This window comes from Vibrio sinaloensis (assembly GCF_023195835.1).
GTDB lineage: Bacteria > Pseudomonadota > Gammaproteobacteria > Enterobacterales > Vibrionaceae > Vibrio > Vibrio sinaloensis_C.
Window position 1 is genome coordinate 424,116 of sequence record NZ_CP096199.1, and the last position, 18,395, is coordinate 442,510.

Annotated in this window: 10 protein-coding genes, 4 tRNA genes and 4 rRNA genes; 10 read left to right on the forward strand and 8 right to left on the reverse strand. The window is 47.8% G+C overall.

Features of this window, described 5'->3' with window-relative positions:
* Nucleotides 1-72: 72 nt before the first annotated feature.
* The 3 genes from MTO69_RS02030 to ahpC form a co-directional block, all read right to left on the reverse strand.
* On the reverse strand, nt 73-1,545 hold the full coding sequence (locus MTO69_RS02030) for a methyl-accepting chemotaxis protein (RefSeq protein WP_248330677.1): 1,473 nt from the start codon (nt 1,543-1,545) through the stop codon (nt 73-75).
* A 132-nt stretch (nt 1,546-1,677) separates the two neighbouring features.
* Entirely contained in the window at nt 1,678-3,246 is a 1,569-nt protein-coding gene (gene ahpF / locus MTO69_RS02035; RefSeq protein ID WP_248330679.1) for an alkyl hydroperoxide reductase subunit F, read from the reverse strand.
* Nucleotides 3,247-3,392: 146 nt separating this feature from the next.
* Entirely contained in the window at nt 3,393-3,950 is a 558-nt protein-coding gene (ahpC, locus tag MTO69_RS02040) for an alkyl hydroperoxide reductase subunit C (protein WP_248330681.1), read from the reverse strand.
* Nucleotides 3,951-4,186: 236 nt separating this feature from the next.
* On the opposite strand from ahpC, the gene MTO69_RS02045 reads away from it, so the two are divergent.
* The 10 genes from MTO69_RS02045 to MTO69_RS02090 all read left to right on the forward strand — a co-directional run bounded on the left by MTO69_RS02045 (nt 4,187) and on the right by MTO69_RS02090 (nt 12,178).
* Nucleotides 4,187-4,594 (forward strand): VOC family protein, encoded by a 408-nt coding sequence (locus tag MTO69_RS02045; protein WP_248330683.1) that lies wholly within the window; start codon nt 4,187-4,189, stop codon nt 4,592-4,594.
* A 120-nt stretch (nt 4,595-4,714) separates the two neighbouring features.
* Nucleotides 4,715-5,977 (forward strand): HD-GYP domain-containing protein, encoded by a 1,263-nt coding sequence (locus tag MTO69_RS02050; protein WP_248330685.1) that lies wholly within the window; start codon nt 4,715-4,717, stop codon nt 5,975-5,977.
* Between the two features lie 506 nt (nt 5,978-6,483).
* Nucleotides 6,484-8,035 (forward strand): 16S ribosomal RNA (locus tag MTO69_RS02055).
* A gap of 103 nt (nt 8,036-8,138) precedes the next feature.
* A tRNA-Ile gene (locus tag MTO69_RS02060) sits at nt 8,139-8,215 on the forward strand.
* Between the two features lie 43 nt (nt 8,216-8,258).
* Nucleotides 8,259-8,334 (forward strand) — tRNA-Ala (locus MTO69_RS02065).
* A gap of 297 nt (nt 8,335-8,631) precedes the next feature.
* Nucleotides 8,632-11,521 (forward strand): 23S ribosomal RNA (locus MTO69_RS02070).
* 90 nt (nt 11,522-11,611) lie between these two features.
* Nucleotides 11,612-11,727 (forward strand): 5S ribosomal RNA (rrf, locus tag MTO69_RS02075).
* Nucleotides 11,728-11,790: 63 nt separating this feature from the next.
* Nucleotides 11,791-11,866: transfer RNA gene (locus MTO69_RS02080), tRNA-Thr, on the forward strand.
* A 51-nt stretch (nt 11,867-11,917) separates the two neighbouring features.
* Nucleotides 11,918-12,033 (forward strand): 5S ribosomal RNA (gene rrf / locus MTO69_RS02085).
* The 16S, 23S and 5S rRNA genes sit together here with 4 tRNA genes alongside, the layout of an rRNA operon.
* Nucleotides 12,034-12,101: 68 nt before the next feature.
* Nucleotides 12,102-12,178: transfer RNA gene (locus MTO69_RS02090), tRNA-Asp, on the forward strand.
* A 298-nt stretch (nt 12,179-12,476) separates the two neighbouring features.
* Here the strand turns inward: MTO69_RS02090 and MTO69_RS02095 are convergent.
* The 5 genes from MTO69_RS02095 to leuA all read right to left on the reverse strand — a co-directional run bounded on the left by MTO69_RS02095 (nt 12,477) and on the right by leuA (nt 18,280).
* Nucleotides 12,477-13,256 carry a DUF547 domain-containing protein gene (locus MTO69_RS02095; RefSeq protein ID WP_248330687.1) on the reverse strand — a complete coding sequence of 260 codons (780 nt, stop codon included), beginning with the start codon at nt 13,254-13,256 and terminating at the stop codon, nt 12,477-12,479.
* A gap of 116 nt (nt 13,257-13,372) precedes the next feature.
* The gene (leuD, locus tag MTO69_RS02100) at nt 13,373-13,975 is read right to left on the reverse strand and encodes a 3-isopropylmalate dehydratase small subunit (protein WP_248330689.1); all 603 of its coding nucleotides are present in this window, start codon (nt 13,973-13,975) and stop codon (nt 13,373-13,375) included.
* A gap of 11 nt (nt 13,976-13,986) precedes the next feature.
* Nucleotides 13,987-15,387 carry a 3-isopropylmalate dehydratase large subunit gene (gene leuC, locus MTO69_RS02105; protein WP_248330691.1) on the reverse strand — a complete coding sequence of 467 codons (1,401 nt, stop codon included), beginning with the start codon at nt 15,385-15,387 and terminating at the stop codon, nt 13,987-13,989.
* Nucleotides 15,388-15,584: 197 nt separating this feature from the next.
* Nucleotides 15,585-16,676, reverse strand: a complete 1,092-nt coding sequence (leuB, locus tag MTO69_RS02110; protein ID WP_248330693.1) for a 3-isopropylmalate dehydrogenase — start codon at nt 16,674-16,676, stop codon at nt 15,585-15,587.
* Nucleotides 16,677-16,732: 56 nt separating this feature from the next.
* Nucleotides 16,733-18,280: a 2-isopropylmalate synthase gene (leuA, locus tag MTO69_RS02115; protein WP_248330695.1), complete on the reverse strand. Its 1,548-nt coding sequence runs from the start codon at nt 18,278-18,280 to the stop codon at nt 16,733-16,735.
* Between the last annotated feature and the right edge of the window lie 115 nt (nt 18,281-18,395).

An 18,395-nucleotide genomic window follows, 5' to 3' on the forward strand; every position in this document is an offset into this window, starting at 1 on the left:
GTTCAAACACAATAACTCAACCGCTGAGTGTCTCATTCAGCATTAAATGCCCCGCCTATTGGCGGGGCATTGTTATTGGGCAAGTTTAAAGCGCTGACTCAGTTGTGACAGACTTTGCGTTGATTGAGACAAGGCACCAATCGACGTGTTCTGTGCTTGGGATTGTTCGGCGATAAAAGTGCTCGAATGCGCTACCTCAGACATGTTGTTTTGCAGACCGTCGAGTGAATGGTGCTGATGCTTAACCGAGGTCGCAACCTGTTCGATTTGCTGGTTGACGGCCAATACGTGACCAGAGATGTTTTCTGTGGTGCGGATAATGCCCTCAACTGCTTGATAGACATGCTGTGAAAACTCGGTCATATCGGAAATATTCCCTGACGAGAGCTTAATCGCTTGCTCCAATTGAACCAGAGATGAGCCGATTTCTTCGACACTCGCACTGGTTCGATTCGCCAGTTGTCTCACTTCGTCCGCGACCACCGCAAACCCTCGGCCAGCTTCTCCTGCGCGTGCGGCTTCTATGGAAGCATTGAGCGCCAATAGGTTAGTTTGCTCTGAAATGCTGGTAATGGCCTCCAAGATTTTGTGGATACTATCGGCATTGCTCACCACTTGAGTGATGTTCCCTTGTGTTTGCTCAACGATCTGATTCATCTGTTGTAAGCTGCTTTTACATTGCTCGGATTCTTCTATCGCCTCTTTACACAAGTCGGCTGAGATCTGTGCCTCTTGATGGCAGGTTTGAGTGGTGTGTGCCACCTCGGAAAAAGATTGGCTAATATCTGCAACTGTCCGGGAGACTTGTTGAATGTTTTGGCTATTGCGAGATATCTCACCATCAATGCTGGTGGTTTTGTCAATAAAACTCTCTGATACCTGTGTTAACTCTTGTACCGCTTGGCGCTGAATGATGGCCGTTTGCTGCAATTGCGTAATGATCTGATTGAATTGTTGGTAAAAGGGATCTCGGTCTTCTAGTTTCACGTCTAGGTCAAACGAAGACTGCTGGACAACATGGCCGACCGTTTTATTGACATAGTCGAGTCGTTGCAAGTTTCTGTTTAAGTTAATACAAGTGTAGATCGAGACTGAGGCTTGGAAGATCGCATATAGGCAGTGCTCAATCACCATCATAAATCCGCTGTTCGGCGGGAAGATATAGACGCCGTAGCCTGAACTTTGTAGCCAAAAAAACAGTACATGGTGCAGCGCAGCGGCAATCAGAGTATGCAGCACCATCAGCCAGTCGTTATAGATCATCATCAAGGCAAGCAAGATGAACACTTCGAAATGAAGCATGATGTCTCCAGAAGCCTGGTCTATATGCAGTGCAACAAAGCCATAGAGCAGGTAAGGGAGGAGATAGCGAGCGCCTTGAAGTTGATTGACGCCTAACACTGCAGCAAACAGCGCTAGGGTGATCACCATGTCAAGGGTAGAAAACCCATAGCGAAAAAAGTAAATAACAGATAGCGCAGCTAAGGGGACGGCGATGACTAACGTTTTTTGCGAGAAGGAGAGTTCTTGTTCAATTTTCAACATAGGAGTTTCCGCTGATTTGCCTGCCAAGCATTTGGGGTGGAGAAATAAACAAAACCAACAATCATAGATTGTTGGTTTTAAGTTTAGTTTATAGATGGGAATCTAGTACTTATTGAGTAGCCCAATCGATCATTAGTTCTGCTTGCGTATCAGGTAGTCAAACGCACCTAGGCTCGCTTTGGCCCCTTCTCCCATGGCAATAATGATCTGTTTGTAAGGCACTGTGGTTGCGTCACCTGCCGCAAATACCCCTTCAAGACTCGTTTCGCCGTGTTGACCGACTTCGATCTCGCCGCGCGCTGACAATGCAACTTCTGAGTCTTTGAGCCATTCAGTGTTGGGTACAAGACCGATTTGAACAAAAATACCTGATAGTTCTATCTGTTTGATTTCATCTGTGTTGCGGTCTTTGTATTTCAATCCTGTTACGCGAGTGCCATCACCAATAACTTCTGTTGTCTGCGCCATAGTGATGATATCGATGTTAGGCAGTGAATTGGCTTTATCAATCAACACTTGGTCGGCGCGAAGGACGTCGGCAAATTCAAGAACCGTTACGTGCTCAACGATGCCCGCTAGATCAATTGCTGCCTCGATGCCTGAGTTACCGCCACCGATAACCGCGGTTTTCTTACCTTTAAACAGTGGGCCGTCACAGTGTGGGCAGTACGCGACACCTTTGTTGCGGTACTCTTGCTCCCCCGGAACCTTCATTTCACGCCAGCGTGCACCTGGGCTTAGGATGACACTCTTACTCTTAAGCGTTGCGCCACTTTCAAGTTGGATGTGAATCAAACCATCTTCTGTGTGCGCTGCGCCCATGAGCTTGTCAGCTTGCTGCTCAGTCACCACGTCTACGTCGTACTCTTTTAGGTGCTCTGCTAAGTCAGTCGCCAGTTTTGGACCTTCAGTGCGTTTTACCGAGATAAAGTTCTCGATAGCCATAGTGTCCATCACCTGGCCACCAAAGCGTTTGGCAACCACGCCAGTACGAATACCTTTGCGAGCAGCGTATAGAGCGGCTGCACTCCCGCCAGGACCGCCGCCAACAACAAGTACGTCGTACGGATCTTTCTCGCTCAGTGCTTTCGCTGCTTTCTCGCTCGCGCCGTCATCCACTTTGTTAAGGATTTCAGTGAGAGACATACGGCCTTGACCGAATAGCTCACCGTTTACAAACACGCTAGGTACCGCCATGATGTCGCGCTTCTTCACTTCGTTTTGGAACAACGCGCCGTCGATCATGGTTGTTTTCACTTTCGGGTTGATCGCCGCCATCATGTTGAACGCTTGGACCACGTCCGGACAGTTTTGACACGAGAGGGAAATGAAAATTTCGACGTCGAGATCTTTGTCTAGAGCGGCGATTTGCTCGATCACTTCTGGCTCTAATTTGATTGGGTGACCGCCAGAATGAAGTAGGGCCAATACTAGAGAGGTAAACTCGTGACCCATTGGTAAACCCGCAAAGCGCAGTGATGTGCCTTTTTCTGGGTTGGTTACCGCCATAACTGGCTTGCGTGCGCTTGCATTGTCGTCACGTTCAACCGTGATTAGATCGCACATCTCTGCGATTTGGTTGGCGAGAGCGAGAATGTCGTTTGATGCTTTGCTTTCATCTAGGCTAACCACTAAACGTACTTCTTGTTTTACATTAGCCAGATATTGTTTGAGCTGTTGTTGGATCGCTTGGTCTAACATAGTTAATTATGCCTTACTTAAATGGTTATTCTGGATAAAAACAAAAGGGAGAGCGAACTAGGCCGAAGGTCGTCAGGTATCAAACCTAGAACGCTCTCAAACTTATTGATGACCGGGAATGTTCAGTCAAGAACAGTCAGTCTTGATTAGATTTTGCCTACTAGGTCTAGTGATGGCGCTAGTGTTTCTTCGCCTTCTTTCCATTTTGCAGGACACACCTCACCTGGGTGCGCAGCGACGTATTGCGCGGCTTTCACTTTACGTAGTAGGTCTTCAGCGTCACGGCCAATACCTTCTGCAGTGATTTCCATCGCTTGGATAGTACCTTCTGGGTCGATTAGGAAAGTGGCACGGTCTGCTAGACCTTGACCTTCACGCATAACACCGAAGTTGTTGGTGATGTTGCCAGTTTGGTCGCCAAGCATGTAGTACTTAATTTTGCCGATGGTGTCTGAGCTGTCGTGCCACGCTTTGTGAGTGAAGTGGGTATCTGTTGATACTGAGTAAACTTCAACACCACGCTTTTGCAGCTCTTCATAGTGATCTGCAAGGTCACCTAGCTCAGTTGGACACACGAAGGTAAAGTCTGCAGGGTAGAAGAAGAACACCGCCCATTTGCCAAGAACATCTTGCTCAGTGACTTCTACGAATTCGCCGTCTTTAAATGCTGTTGCGCTAAATGGCTTAATTTTTGTGTTAATCATATCTTTACTTTCCTTTCAGTTTATTGGGATGAGCAATGTTTGTTGCTTTCGGAAAGTATATTCCCACGCTGCTTTGGTTAAATAAAATTGCTTATATCAATCCTATTAATAGCCAATTCCTATTGATCTGATCGGCATGGGTGTGAAGGGAGAGTATCGACTGTGTTTTCTATTTATTTTTCCGCAGGTTACGAAGTTATCGTCTATCTTTATAAAAACAATAAAGGACGACATCTATGTATCAAGTAACACCGTATCTGTTTTTTTCTGGACGATGTGAAGAAGCGCTAAGCTTCTACCAGCGCTGTTTTGGTGGGGTGGTGCTATCAAAGCAGTACTTCAAAGATTCGCCTCAGCAAATTGAAGGGGCAGACCCTAACTGGATCATGCATGCCGAGTTTGAAGCCTTCGGGATGAAGTTGATGTTATCCGACGGGGTGGTCGCACGAGAGCTAAGCGGTAACAATATTGCTTTATCGGTGGTACTAGATGATTTAGATGAGCAAGCGCGGCTGTATGACAAATTGGCGACAGAAGGGCACGTCATGATGCCTTTAGCAGACACATTTTGGGGCGCTCGGTTCGGTAAGGTCGAGGACAAATTTGGTGTGCGCTGGATGCTGCACTGTGAACTTGTTAAGTAACTGAGTAAAAATATCACTACAGGTTATTGAATACTAAATAGTAAACATGGATGGTGAATTAAAACTCGCCTTCATCTAAAATCAACCCATTGGTTCAATTATCAAAGTTGTATTAAGGTCGTGGCGAGTATCAAAATTACCGTAGACAGGTTGCAACCTGGATTACATGTTCGGCTTCCCGTTAAGTGGAATGAACACCCTTTTCTATTTAATAGCTTCAAAATTAAAGACCAAGAGCAGATCCAGATGATCCGCCACTTGGGAATTAAACACGTGTTCATTAATCCAGCGCAAAGCGATACTCAGCCTCTACCACCTGCTGAAGAGAGGGCAGAAGCCGATAAAGACCAAGCTCAAGAGGAGCAAATCGATCTTGAAGCTCAGCGGCTATGGAAAGAGAAACAGGATCGGATTGAAAGGTTGAACGCCTACCGTCGCCGAGTGATCAGCTGTGAAAAAGAGTTCGAACGTTCACTGTCGCGTATGCGCGCGGTCATGAATAAAATTCGCAGCCGTCCTGAGCAAGCGGTTGATGAGGCAACTTCGCTGGTTAATGACATCGTCGATAAATTGCTGAGTGACGATAATGTCACCTTACACTTGATGAATGGCAAAAGTGAGTTCGAAGATATTTACTTTCACTCACTCAACGTGTCAGTCGTTGCCATGATGGTGGCGAAAGCGAAAAAACTCAGCGCAGACAAAATTAAAGAGGTAGCCTTCGCCGCTCTATTCCATGACATGGGCAAAGTGAAAATCCCTACTGCTATATTGCGCAAACAAACCCCACTGACCGAACCAGAGACAAACTACCTCAAGCTGCATACCAAATACGGTCTTGATATAGCGGCAAACATGGAGAGTTTCCCAGAGAGCGCGAGAACAGTGATCGCTCAGCACCACGAACATAACGATGGATCGGGCTACCCAGAAGGTCTTAAAGAAGATCAAATCGATGAGTTGACGCAAATTATTTCAGTTGCTAATGCCTACGACAATTTGTGTCACAGCAACATTCCTTCGGAACAAAAAATTCCTTACGTTGCTTTGTCTCATCTCTATAAGAACTGCAAACATCTCTATAACCACGAAAACCTAAACCTGTTGATCAAATTTATGGGCATCTATCCGCCGGGAACCGTGGTTCAGTTATCCAACGATATGGTGGGTTTGGTTATTTCGGTCAATGCGAAAAATATCTTGTTCCCAAATGTTCTTATCTATGACCCTTCCGTGCCACGAACGCAGGCACCTATCATCGATTTGGCGGAGAAAGAGATAAAGATAGTGAATGCGATTTTGCCAAACAAATTGCCTGATAAAGTACGAGAGTATCTTAATCCCCGTTCTCGCATCTCTTATTTCTTTGATTCAGATGAGTAGTTATCCACAGCTAGCTGTGAGTAAGCTTTGACTAAGCTGAGTGTTAAATGCGCATAAATTAGAGCCTGATTGAATAGTGTTCAATCAGGCTCTTTTTTATAGAAAACGGCACAAATTTGCTTGCAGTCCTGATCGAACTCCCTATAATGCGCATCCACTGACACGGCAGATGCCACAAGGCTTCAGCAGTTGTCAGAGAGGTAAAAAGCTTCTGAGAAAATAATTTGAAAAAAGTGTTTGACTCTTCAAATTAACTAGCTAGAATTCACCTCCGCTTTGAGAGAAAAGCTTCTCGAAAAGCACAGCTCTTTAACAATATAAACCTATCAATCTGTGTGGGCACTCGTTGATGATAATCCAAATAGTTTCTTCGGAAACAATTTAGGTTTCAATGAAACGAAGTGACCATTGAGTCTTCGGACTCAGCACAGTCAATTCAAACATTACTTTATGTAATGTTCAGTATTCATTGAGCCTCCCCTATTTATATAGGGAATCAAAACTTTAAATTGAAGAGTTTGATCATGGCTCAGATTGAACGCTGGCGGCAGGCCTAACACATGCAAGTCGAGCGGAAACGAGTTAACTGAACCTTCGGGGAACGTTAACGGCGTCGAGCGGCGGACGGGTGAGTAATGCCTGGGAAATTGCCCTGATGTGGGGGATAACCATTGGAAACGATGGCTAATACCGCATAATAGCTTCGGCTCAAAGAGGGGGACCTTCGGGCCTCTCGCGTCAGGATATGCCCAGGTGGGATTAGCTAGTTGGTGAGGTAAGGGCTCACCAAGGCGACGATCCCTAGCTGGTCTGAGAGGATGATCAGCCACACTGGAACTGAGACACGGTCCAGACTCCTACGGGAGGCAGCAGTGGGGAATATTGCACAATGGGCGCAAGCCTGATGCAGCCATGCCGCGTGTATGAAGAAGGCCTTCGGGTTGTAAAGTACTTTCAGCAGTGAGGAAGGGGTGTGCGTTAATAGCGTACATCTTTGACGTTAGCTGCAGAAGAAGCACCGGCTAACTCCGTGCCAGCAGCCGCGGTAATACGGAGGGTGCGAGCGTTAATCGGAATTACTGGGCGTAAAGCGCATGCAGGTGGTTTGTTAAGTCAGATGTGAAAGCCCGGGGCTCAACCTCGGAATTGCATTTGAAACTGGCAGACTAGAGTACTGTAGAGGGGGGTAGAATTTCAGGTGTAGCGGTGAAATGCGTAGAGATCTGAAGGAATACCGGTGGCGAAGGCGGCCCCCTGGACAGATACTGACACTCAGATGCGAAAGCGTGGGGAGCAAACAGGATTAGATACCCTGGTAGTCCACGCCGTAAACGATGTCTACTTGGAGGTTGTGGCCTTGAGCCGTGGCTTTCGGAGCTAACGCGTTAAGTAGACCGCCTGGGGAGTACGGTCGCAAGATTAAAACTCAAATGAATTGACGGGGGCCCGCACAAGCGGTGGAGCATGTGGTTTAATTCGATGCAACGCGAAGAACCTTACCTACTCTTGACATCCTCAGAAGCTTGTAGAGATACGAGTGTGCCTTCGGGAACTGAGAGACAGGTGCTGCATGGCTGTCGTCAGCTCGTGTTGTGAAATGTTGGGTTAAGTCCCGCAACGAGCGCAACCCTTATCCTTGTTTGCCAGCACTTCGGGTGGGAACTCCAGGGAGACTGCCGGTGATAAACCGGAGGAAGGTGGGGACGACGTCAAGTCATCATGGCCCTTACGAGTAGGGCTACACACGTGCTACAATGGCGCATACAGAGGGCGGCCAACTTGCGAGAGTGAGCGAATCCCAAAAAGTGCGTCGTAGTCCGGATCGGAGTCTGCAACTCGACTCCGTGAAGTCGGAATCGCTAGTAATCGTGGATCAGAATGCCACGGTGAATACGTTCCCGGGCCTTGTACACACCGCCCGTCACACCATGGGAGTGGGCTGCAAAAGAAGTGGGTAGTTTAACCTTCGGGAGGACGCTCACCACTTTGTGGTTCATGACTGGGGTGAAGTCGTAACAAGGTAGCCCTAGGGGAACCTGGGGCTGGATCACCTCCTTATACGATACGGATAGTTTGCTTCTGCTTTTTAAAGCGGAAACAAATAAGTCGCGATGAGTGTTCACACAGATTGATATGTTTATACACGTTAAGAGACGATACTGGGTCTGTAGCTCAGGTGGTTAGAGCGTTCGCCTGATAAGCGAGAGGTCGGTGGTTCAAGTCCACTCAGACCCACCAATCTTCCTCCCAGAAGAATTGGCACACAGTATCAACACCTGATGGGGCTATAGCTCAGCTGGGAGAGCGCCTGCCTTGCACGCAGGAGGTCAGCAGTTCGATCCTGCTTAGCTCCACCATCTTTAAGTGTTCTTGCAAAAGAATCTTTAAAAATGGTTTCGAAAGAAACATTGCTCTTTAACAATTTGGAAAGCTGACGAATAACAACAATCCCCATATCTACGGATATGCGTTGTTATTCAATTAAAAGTTCTCAAATCCTATTCTTTTGAATAGGTACCAACACACATTCAAGTGTTCTTGGAAACATCCTTGTGATGTTTAATATTTGAGTCCGGCAAAATCGTGTCTCCATCATGTTTAAAAAATTGGAGACAACTTTGGTTAGTTGACTGTAAGACCCTTTGGGGTTGTATGGTTAAGTGACTAAGCGTACACGGTGGATGCCTTGGCAGTCAGAGGCGATGAAAGACGTAGTAACTTGCGATAAGCCCAGATTAGGTAGTAACAACCATTTGAGTCTGGGATTTCTGAATGGGGAAACCCAATACCATAAGGTATTACTGTTGAGTGAATACATAGCTCAACAGGGCGAACCGGGGGAACTGAAACATCTAAGTACCCCGAGGAAAAGAAATCAACCGAGATTCCGAAAGTAGCGGCGAGCGAAATTGGACTAGCCCTTAAGCTTTTAATGAGACAGGTGAAGGCTCTGGAAAGTGCCGCGATACAGGGTGATAGCCCCGTAACCGACATCTCATCATCAGTGAAATCGAGTAGGGCGGGACACGTGATATCCTGTCTGAATATGGGGGGACCATCCTCCAAGGCTAAATACTACTGACTGACCGATAGTGAACCAGTACCGTGAGGGAAAGGCGAAAAGAACCCCTGTGAGGGGAGTGAAATAGAACCTGAAACCGTGTACGTACAAGCAGTAGGAGCAGGCTTTGTCCTGTGACTGCGTACCTTTTGTATAATGGGTCAGCGACTTATATTCAGTAGCAAGGTTAACCATCTAGGGGAGCCGTAGAGAAATCGAGTCTTAACTGGGCGTCGAGTTGCTGGATATAGACCCGAAACCAGGTGATCTAGCCATGGGCAGGTTGAAGGTTGAGTAACATCAACTGGAGGACCGAACCGACTAATGTTGAAAAATTAGCGGATGACTTGTGGCTAGGGGTGAAAGGCCAATCAAACCTGGAGATAGCTGGTTCTCCCCGAAATCTATTTAGGTAGAGCCTCGGACGAATACTACTGGGGGTAGAGCACTGTTAAGGCTAGGGGGTCATCCCGACTTACCAACCCTTTGCAAACTCCGAATACCAGTAAGTACTATCCGGGAGACACACGGCGGGTGCTAACGTCCGTCGTGGAGAGGGAAACAACCCAGACCGCCAGCTAAGGTCCCAAATTATAGCTAAGTGGGAAACGATGTGGGAAGGCTTAGACAGCTAGGATGTTGGCTTAGAAGCAGCCATCATTTAAAGAAAGCGTAATAGCTCACTAGTCGAGTCGGCCTGCGCGGAAGATGTAACGGGGCTAAGCTATAAACCGAAGCTGCGGCAATGCATTTTATGTATTGGGTAGGGGAGCGTTCTGTAAGCCGTTGAAGGTGAGTTGTAAAGCTTGCTGGAGGTATCAGAAGTGCGAATGCTGACATGAGTAACGATAAAGGGGGTGAAAAACCTCCTCGCCGGAAGACCAAGGGTTCCTGTCCAACGTTAATCGGGGCAGGGTAAGTCGACCCCTAAGGCGAGGCCGAAAGGCGTAGTCGATGGGAAACGGGTTAATATTCCCGTACTTCAACTTATTGCGATGGGGGGACGGAGAAGGCTAGGTGGGCCTGGCGACGGTTGTCCAGGTTCAAGTGCGTAGGCTTGAGAGTTAGGTAAATCCGGCTCTCTTTAAGGCTGAGACACGATGTCGAGCTACTACGGTAGTGAAGTCATTGATGCCATGCTTCCAGGAAAAGCCTCTAAGCTTCAGATAAGTTGGAATCGTACCCCAAACCGACACAGGTGGTCGGGTAGAGAATACCAAGGCGCTTGAGAGAACTCGGGTGAAGGAACTAGGCAAAATGGTACCGTAACTTCGGGAGAAGGTACGCTCTTGACGGTGAAGTCCCTTGCGGATGGAGCTATTGAGAGTCGCAGATACCAGGTGGCTGCAACTGTTTATTAAAAACACAGCACTGTGCAAAATCGTAAGATGACGTATACGGTGTGACGCCTGCCCGGTGCCGGAAGGTTAATTGATGGGGTTAGTCTTTGGACGAAGCTCTTGATCGAAGCCCCGGTAAACGGCGGCCGTAACTATAACGGTCCTAAGGTAGCGAAATTCCTTGTCGGGTAAGTTCCGACCTGCACGAATGGCGTAATGATGGCCACGCTGTCTCCACCCGAGACTCAGTGAAATTGAAATCGCTGTGAAGATGCAGTGTACCCGCGGCTAGACGGAAAGACCCCGTGAACCTTTACTACAGCTTGGCACTGAACATTGACCCTACATGTGTAGGATAGGTGGGAGGCTTTGAAGACGGTACGCCAGTATCGTTGGAGCCGTCCTTGAAATACCACCCTTGTAGTGTTGATGTTCTAACTTAGACCCGTTATCCGGGTTGAGGACAGTGCCTGGTGGGTAGTTTGACTGGGGCGGTCTCCTCCCAAAGAGTAACGGAGGAGCACGAAGGTGGGCTAATCACGGTTGGACATCGTGAGGTTAGTGCAATGGCATAAGCCCGCTTGACTGCGAGAATGACAATTCGAGCAGGTGCGAAAGCAGGTCATAGTGATCCGGTGGTTCTGAATGGAAGGGCCATCGCTCAACGGATAAAAGGTACTCCGGGGATAACAGGCTGATACCGCCCAAGAGTTCATATCGACGGCGGTGTTTGGCACCTCGATGTCGGCTCATCACATCCTGGGGCTGAAGTCGGTCCCAAGGGTATGGCTGTTCGCCATTTAAAGTGGTACGCGAGCTGGGTTTAGAACGTCGTGAGACAGTTCGGTCCCTATCTGCCGTGGGCGTTGGAAGATTGAAGGGGGCTGCTCCTAGTACGAGAGGACCGGAGTGGACGAACCTCTGGTGTTCGGGTTGTGTCGCCAGACGCATTGCCCGGTAGCTAAGTTCGGAATCGATAACCGCTGAAAGCATCTAAGCGGGAAGCGAGCCCTGAGATGAGTCTTCCCTGACCCCTTGAGGGTCCTAAAGGGTTGTTCGAGACTAGAACGTTGATAGGCAGGGTGTGTAAGCGTTGTGAGGCGTTGAGCTAACCTGTACTAATTGCCCGTGAGGCTTAACCATACAACACCCAAAGGGTTTTGATGGACTCAAAGCAAGAGCAGATTGAATGTGTAGAGAACACAATAACAGCTTTCCAGATTAAAGAATTTGCTTGGCGACCATAGCGATTTGGACCCACCTGATTCCATGCCGAACTCAGAAGTGAAACGAATTAGCGCCGATGGTAGTGTGGGGCTTCCCCATGTGAGAGTAGGACATCGCCAGGCTTTAATTTTCTAAAGAGCCCGTTTAGTAAAACGGGCTTTTTTAGTCCTACAGGACAACTTGATGCTGATATAGCTCAGGTGGTAGAGCGCATCCTTGGTAAGGATGAGGTCCCCAGTTCGAGTCTGGGTATCAGCACCACTCATTTTGCTTTACGCTTTCTTTGAGAGCTTAAAACAAAAACAAAATTTGCTTGGCGACCATAGCGATTTGGACCCACCTGATTCCATGCCGAACTCAGAAGTGAAACGAATTAGCGCCGATGGTAGTGTGGGGCTTCCCCATGTGAGAGTAGGACATCGCCAGGCTTACATTTCGTTTTTAGATTTTAGAAAAATCTAAAGGCAAAAGCTTAGACTTAGAGTCTAACCAGTGCGGAGCGGTAGTTCAGTTGGTTAGAATACCGGCCTGTCACGCCGGGGGTCGCGGGTTCGAGTCCCGTCCGCTCCGCCACTTATTTAGAAAAGCCCGTTGCTAACGCAACGGGCTTTTTGCATTTTAGAACGCTCTGCTTCGAGATTGGCCTTCGTCCTTCGAGACGAGCTTGAGATGAGCGAGTCGAAATTTGCAGGCAGCGCTGGCTAATAATTAAGTTTAACTATCTGAATTAAAAAGAAAATGGTTGACGCCATGTGCCAATCCTTCAACATTTTCTCGCTTCTCGCTTCTCGCTTCTCGCTTCTCGCTTCTCGCTTCTCGCTTCTCGCTTCTCGCTTCTCGCTTCTCGCTTCTCGCTTCTCGCTTCTCGCTTCTATTGCTTATTCAAATCCCAATCATACTCATAGTTAGCGTCCTTCACTGATGTGATTGGCTCAGAGCGATAGTGATTAATATGATCGACCAGCTGCTGTTGATTACCGAAGTCAGCAATGAACCAGTCGTAAATTGAAGAGAGTCGGAGACTGTTAGCTTTGACCAAGACGCCTTTATCACTATTGATGAACTCTTTGGCTGCTGTCTCTAATAGCTGCTCAGTGTTTTCGGCGGTGAACGCTTGGCTTTGCAGATTGGGGCAGCCAAGGCTTGCGCAGTTAACGGCGTAGTGAGTTCGTGGATCGTTCCAGATAGGGCGAAGAATTCTATGCTCAATATCATTGAGGCTCAGCTGTTTGCCGGAGACTTGAATAACCTCATCGTCCCATGGGCCAAAGCTAAATAAGCCACCAAGTTTAGTGATAGATTTAATGGGGTAGGCCTCAATGATTAATTGCACGGTAATCGCGTTATATAGGTTAACCCAGTATGCGTACTGTTCATCGAGTGAGTAAAGTCTTGGGTCGATTTTGGCAAGAGCTAAAATATATTGATCGAGCTGCTGTTTGTCTTGCTTCGATACGTCGCTATATCTGACCAGCGTATTGTCACCACTTGTTTCTAGGTAGTTATCGAGGAAGTTTTGCCATGGCTGGTGTGAAATGGTGGCTTGGTTACTTTGATCTGCCTTTTGCCAAAAAGGCCACAACTCCGATTTTGGTGCTGCAAAAGTATAAAAAGAGATCAGAGTGAGCAGCAGAGTAACGATACGTACCATCGGTTTAATTCCCTTTGTGATAATTTACTACTAGACCTAGCTTATGGCGTGTTTGTTTCAGCAGCAAACAAAAAAGGCTAGCCTGAGCTAACCTTTATTTCTATTTGCAGATTGGGTTACTTGAGGAAGCTTGGGATCTTCGCTTCGTAACTCGAAATCTTATCTTCATGCTGAAGCGTTAGGCCAATGTTGTCTAATCCATTGAGTAGACAGTGTCTACGGAACTCGTCAATCTCAAACGAATATTCTTTGCCGTTCGCTCGAACCACGTTGGCTTCTAAATCGACTTCTACTTGGGCACCTTCGTTGGCTTCAACAAACTGGAACAGCTCATCCACTTCTTGTTCGGTAAGACGAACAGGCACCATTTGGTTGTTGATCGAGTTGCCGTAGAAGATATCGGCAAAGCTTGGAGCAATCATCGCCTTAATGCCGTAATCCGCCAGTGCCCAAGGTGCGTGTTCACGTGATGAGCCACAACCAAAGTTTTCGCGAGCAAGAAGAATGGAAGCACCTTGGTAGCGTGGTGCATTCATCACAAACTCTGGGTTTGGTTGTTCGCCAGCATCATCAAGAAAACGCCAGTCGTGGAATAGGTGTTTGCCAAAACCGAGACGAGAGACTTTTTGTAGGAACTGTTTAGGGATAATTGCATCGGTATCCACGTTCGCCGCATCCAGAGGAACCACCAAGCCTGTGTGTTGTTTAAAACCTGACATGAGCTCTCTCCTTAATCCAAGTTACGAATGTCAACGAAGTGACCCGCGATCGCAGCCGCTGCAGCCATCGCAGGGCTAACCAGATGGGTGCGACCATCACGGCCTTGACGGCCTTCGAAGTTACGGTTTGATGTAGATGCACAGCGCTCATGTGGTCCTAGGCGATCGTTGTTCATCGCCAGACACATAGAACAGCCAGGTAAGCGCCATTCAAATCCCGCTTCTTTAAAGATGACATCTAGGCCTTCTGCTTCTGCTTGCGCTTTGACTTGCTCTGAACCAGGAACGATTAACGCTTGAACGTGAGCTGCAACTTTACGGCCTTTTGCCACCTCAGCTGCGGCGCGCATATCTTCGATACGAGAGTTAGTACAAGAGCCAACAAATACTTTATCTACTGAATAGTCAGACAGTGCTGTGCCTGCTTCTAGGCCCATGTAAGCCAATGCTTTTTCTGCCGATGCTTTTTCAACTGGATCGGTAAAGCTTTCTGGCGCGGGGATAGGTTGATCGACGGCGATAACTTGGCCTGGGTTAGTGCCCCAAGTGACTTGCGGCTTGATCTCAGCTGCATCAAGCGTGACTACTGCGTCAAACTCTGCGTCATCGTCGGTTTTTAGCGTTTTCCAATACTCCACTGCGGCATCGAAATCGGCGCCTTGCGGTGAAAATTTACGTCCTTTGATGTAGTCGAACGTGGTTTGATCTGGCGCGATTAAGCCCGCTTTAGCGCCGAGTTCAATGGCCATGTTACATACCGTCATACGACCTTCCATTGAAAGGTCCGTAATCGCTTCACCACAAAACTCGACCACATAACCTGTGCCGCCTGCTGCCGTCGTTTTACCAATGATAGCGAGGACGATATCCTTGGCAGTGATGCCCGGTGCAACTTTGCCTTTCACTTCGATCTTCATGGTTTTGGCGCGAGCTTGCTTAAGGGTTTGAGTTGCCAAAACATGCTCGACTTCTGAAGTACCGATACCAAATGCAAGTGAGCCAAATGCACCGTGAGTTGCGGTATGAGAGTCACCACAAACAATCGTCATACCCGGCAGAGTAATACCAAGCTCAGGACCCATTACATGGACAATACCTTGGTATTTATGATTGATGTCGTAAAGGGTAACGCCGAACTCTTCACAGTTCTTAGACAGTGTTTCCATCTGGATACGTGCCATTTCACCTGAAGCGTTAATATCTTTTGTCGTTGTCGATACGTTGTGGTCCATCGTTGCGAACGTTTTGCTCACTTGACGTACCTTACGGCCTTTTTCGCGCAGGCCATCAAAAGCTTGAGGTGACGTGACTTCATGAACCAAATGGCGGTCAATGTAAAGAATCGGGGTTTCGCCCTCTGCGGCTACGGCAACGTGTGCGTCGTAGACCTTTTCATATAGTGTTTTGCCCATTGCTCTTCCTCGTCGTCCTTGTCACCACAGCGGCGTTAGTTTCGAACAATCAGCCTAGTCATTTAGTGGACTAAACTCCCAGGCCTGATTGTTCTCGCTGCCTTGCTGCAGTACCAATGACTTAGAGGAAGTACCTCTGCCATTGGTTTTGTGTTTTTACTGACGACTTTAATCTGTTGTGTTTGTGTATTTAGGAACTAAGAGTTTAAGATGTACTCAGCGATTTTATCGCCCATCTCTGAAGTCGAAAGTGCCGGCTTGTCTCCCGACAGGTCGCCAGTCAGCTCGCCTGCTGATAGCGCTTTAGAAACAGCGGTCTCAATATCTTGTGCAGCCGCTTCTTCTCCTAAGCTGTAGCGAAGCATCAGCGCAGCGGAAAGGATTTGCGCCACTGGGTTAGCAATGTTTTTACCTGCGATATCTGGTGCACTGCCGCCAGCCGGTTCGTAAAGACCAAACTTACTTTCGTTCAGAGATGCAGAAGGTAGCATACCCATAGAGCCAGTGATCATCGCACATTCGTCAGAGATGATGTCGCCAAAGATGTTTGAACATAGCATGACGTCAAATTGCGAGGGATCTTTAATCAGCTGCATAGTCGCATTGTCGATGTACATATGTGACAGCTCGACATCCGGATAATCTTTTGCGACTTGTTCGACTACTTCACGCCAAAGAATAGAGCTTTGCAGTACGTTCGCTTTATCTATCGAACAGACTTTTTTATTTCGTAGACGAGCCGATTCGAACGCAATTTTTGCGATACGCTCTATCTCAAAGCGGTGATAAACCTCAGTATCGAAAGCTTTCTCGTTTGGACCTTCACCTTCACGGCCTTTTGGCTGACCAAAGTAGATACCGCCAGTGAGCTCACGGACGACCACGATATCAAAGCCACGTTCAGAGATGTCTGCGCGCAGCGGTGAAAAGGCTTCCAGACCTTTATGGATCTGAGCAGGTCGTAGGTTACAAAACAGTTGGAAGTGCTTACGCAGTGGCAGGAGTGCGCCGCGCTCTGGTTGGTCATTCGGTGGAAGGTGTTCCCACTTAGGGCCGCCAACCGAGCCAAAAAGGACGGCATCGGATTCTTCACAGGCTTTTACTGTGCTATCCGGCAGAGGGCAGCCATGGTTGTCGATAGCGATACCGCCTACGTCGTGCGCTTCGCGAACAAACTCAATCGCATGCTTTTTCTCGATAGCGTCAAGCACCTTGTTCGCTTGCGCCATGACTTCTGGGCCAATGCCGTCACCAGCGAGGACGGCAATTTTGTATGATTTGTCTGTCATGTTAATCCTTTAATTTTTATTGCGCTCCAGAGTACTCACGTCCCTGGAGTCTCTTGTTATACTGTAGCGATTTTTTTCTGTTTGATTTCGGCGATCTTGTCAGCGCGGTGGATGCTATTGATAACATGCAGCAGTGCTTGGCCCGATGCCTCGACGATATCGGTGGAAACACCAGTACCGTGGTACTTGCGACCTTTGTAGTTGGCAATGATATCGGCTTGTCCTAAACCATCTTCGCCTTCGCCTTTGGCGGTTAAGTCAAACTTATCTAGAACAATATCATAACCCGTGACGCGATAGATACATTGGTATAGCGCATCCACCGGACCATTACCCACCGCGGCTTCAGATTGCTCCTCGTCACCACACTGTAGCTTAATGCTTGTGGTGGCCATAACACTGCCTGACTGAACACTTAGGTAGTTCAATTTATAGAAATCGTCTTCTTCGCGTAAGTTCGAGAAGTGCATTAGGGCTTCTAGGTCGTAGTCGAATACTTGGCCTTTACGGTCAGCCAGTTTCAAGAAGTCTTCATACAGTGCATCTAGGTTGTACTCTTCTTCTTTATAACCCATGGAATCCATATGACTTTTCACTGCCGCACGACCACTGCGACTGGTTAAGTTCAACGCCTGATTCTTAAGGCCGATTGACTCGGGGGTCATGATTTCATAGGTATTCTTGTTCTTTAACATGCCATCTTGGTGAATCCCCGAAGAGTGGCTAAACGCGTTGGCACCAACAATTGCTTTGTTACTTTGGATTGGCATATTACACAGCTGGCTGACCAGTTTACTGGTGCGGTGAATCTCTTCGTGTTTCAAACCAGTATGAACACCTAAAAACTCCTGACGGGTTTTGATGATCATCGCGATCTCTTCTAGCGAACAGTTACCTGCGCGTTCACCGATGCCATTGATGGTGCCTTCAATTTGACGTGCGCCGGCTTGTACGGCAGCGATAGAGTTGGCCACCGACATACCTAAGTCATCATGGCAGTGAACAGAAATGATCGCCTTGTCTATGTTTGGTACTCGGTTGAATAGGGTTTGAATAATGCCGCCAAACTCATTGGGAACAGTGTAGCCGACCGTATCAGGAATATTGATCGTGCTTGCGCCCGCGTCGATGGCTGCTTCGACCATGCGACATAGGTTGTCAATTGGCGTACGCCCTGCATCTTCGCATGAAAACTCGACATCGTCGGTGTAATTACGAGCGTGTTTTACGGCTTTAACGCCCATTTCCACCACGTCATCGTAGCTGCGGCGAAGTTTGTCTTGAACGTGAACAGTTGATGTGGAGATGAAGGTGTGAATGCGGAATTGGTCAGCCACTTTTAGTGCTTCTGCGGCGGCATCAATGTCTTTCGCGACGGCACGCGAAAGTGCACAGATTCTGCTGTTCTTGATGTTGCGCGCGATGGTTTGTACTGATTCAAAGTCACCAGGAGACGAAACAGGGAAGCCCGCCTCAATCACATCAACGCCGAGCCTTTCAAGCGCATAGGCAATTTGCAGTTTCTCTTTAACCGTCAAACTTGCTGACAACGCTTGTTCGCCATCACGTAATGTGGTGTCGAAAATTATGACTTGATCGTTCATGTTTGCTTCCTTAGTGACTTGATGTGTTTGCCATCAGTTAATCGTTTACTTCCATTACTTTGCAAAAAGTTAGGTATAAAAAAACCCGCATCTGAGTGCGGGTTTAGTGTCATTC

Coding starts and splice junctions, on each gene's coding strand:
- MTO69_RS02030 (WP_248330677.1), bottom strand. CDS start 1,545: ATGTTGAAAATTGAACAAGAACTCTCCTTCTCGCAAAAAACGTTAGTC.
- ahpF (WP_248330679.1), bottom strand. CDS start 3,246: ATGTTAGACCAAGCGATCCAACAACAGCTCAAACAATATCTGGCTAAT.
- ahpC (WP_248330681.1), bottom strand. CDS start 3,950: ATGATTAACACAAAAATTAAGCCATTTAGCGCAACAGCATTTAAAGAC.
- MTO69_RS02045 (WP_248330683.1), top strand. CDS start 4,187: ATGTATCAAGTAACACCGTATCTGTTTTTTTCTGGACGATGTGAAGAA.
- MTO69_RS02095 (WP_248330687.1), bottom strand. CDS start 13,256: ATGGTACGTATCGTTACTCTGCTGCTCACTCTGATCTCTTTTTATACT.
- leuD (WP_248330689.1), bottom strand. CDS start 13,975: ATGTCAGGTTTTAAACAACACACAGGCTTGGTGGTTCCTCTGGATGCG.
- leuC (WP_248330691.1), bottom strand. CDS start 15,387: ATGGGCAAAACACTATATGAAAAGGTCTACGACGCACACGTTGCCGTA.
- leuB (WP_248330693.1), bottom strand. CDS start 16,676: ATGACAGACAAATCATACAAAATTGCCGTCCTCGCTGGTGACGGCATT.
- leuA (WP_248330695.1), bottom strand. CDS start 18,280: ATGAACGATCAAGTCATAATTTTCGACACCACATTACGTGATGGCGAA.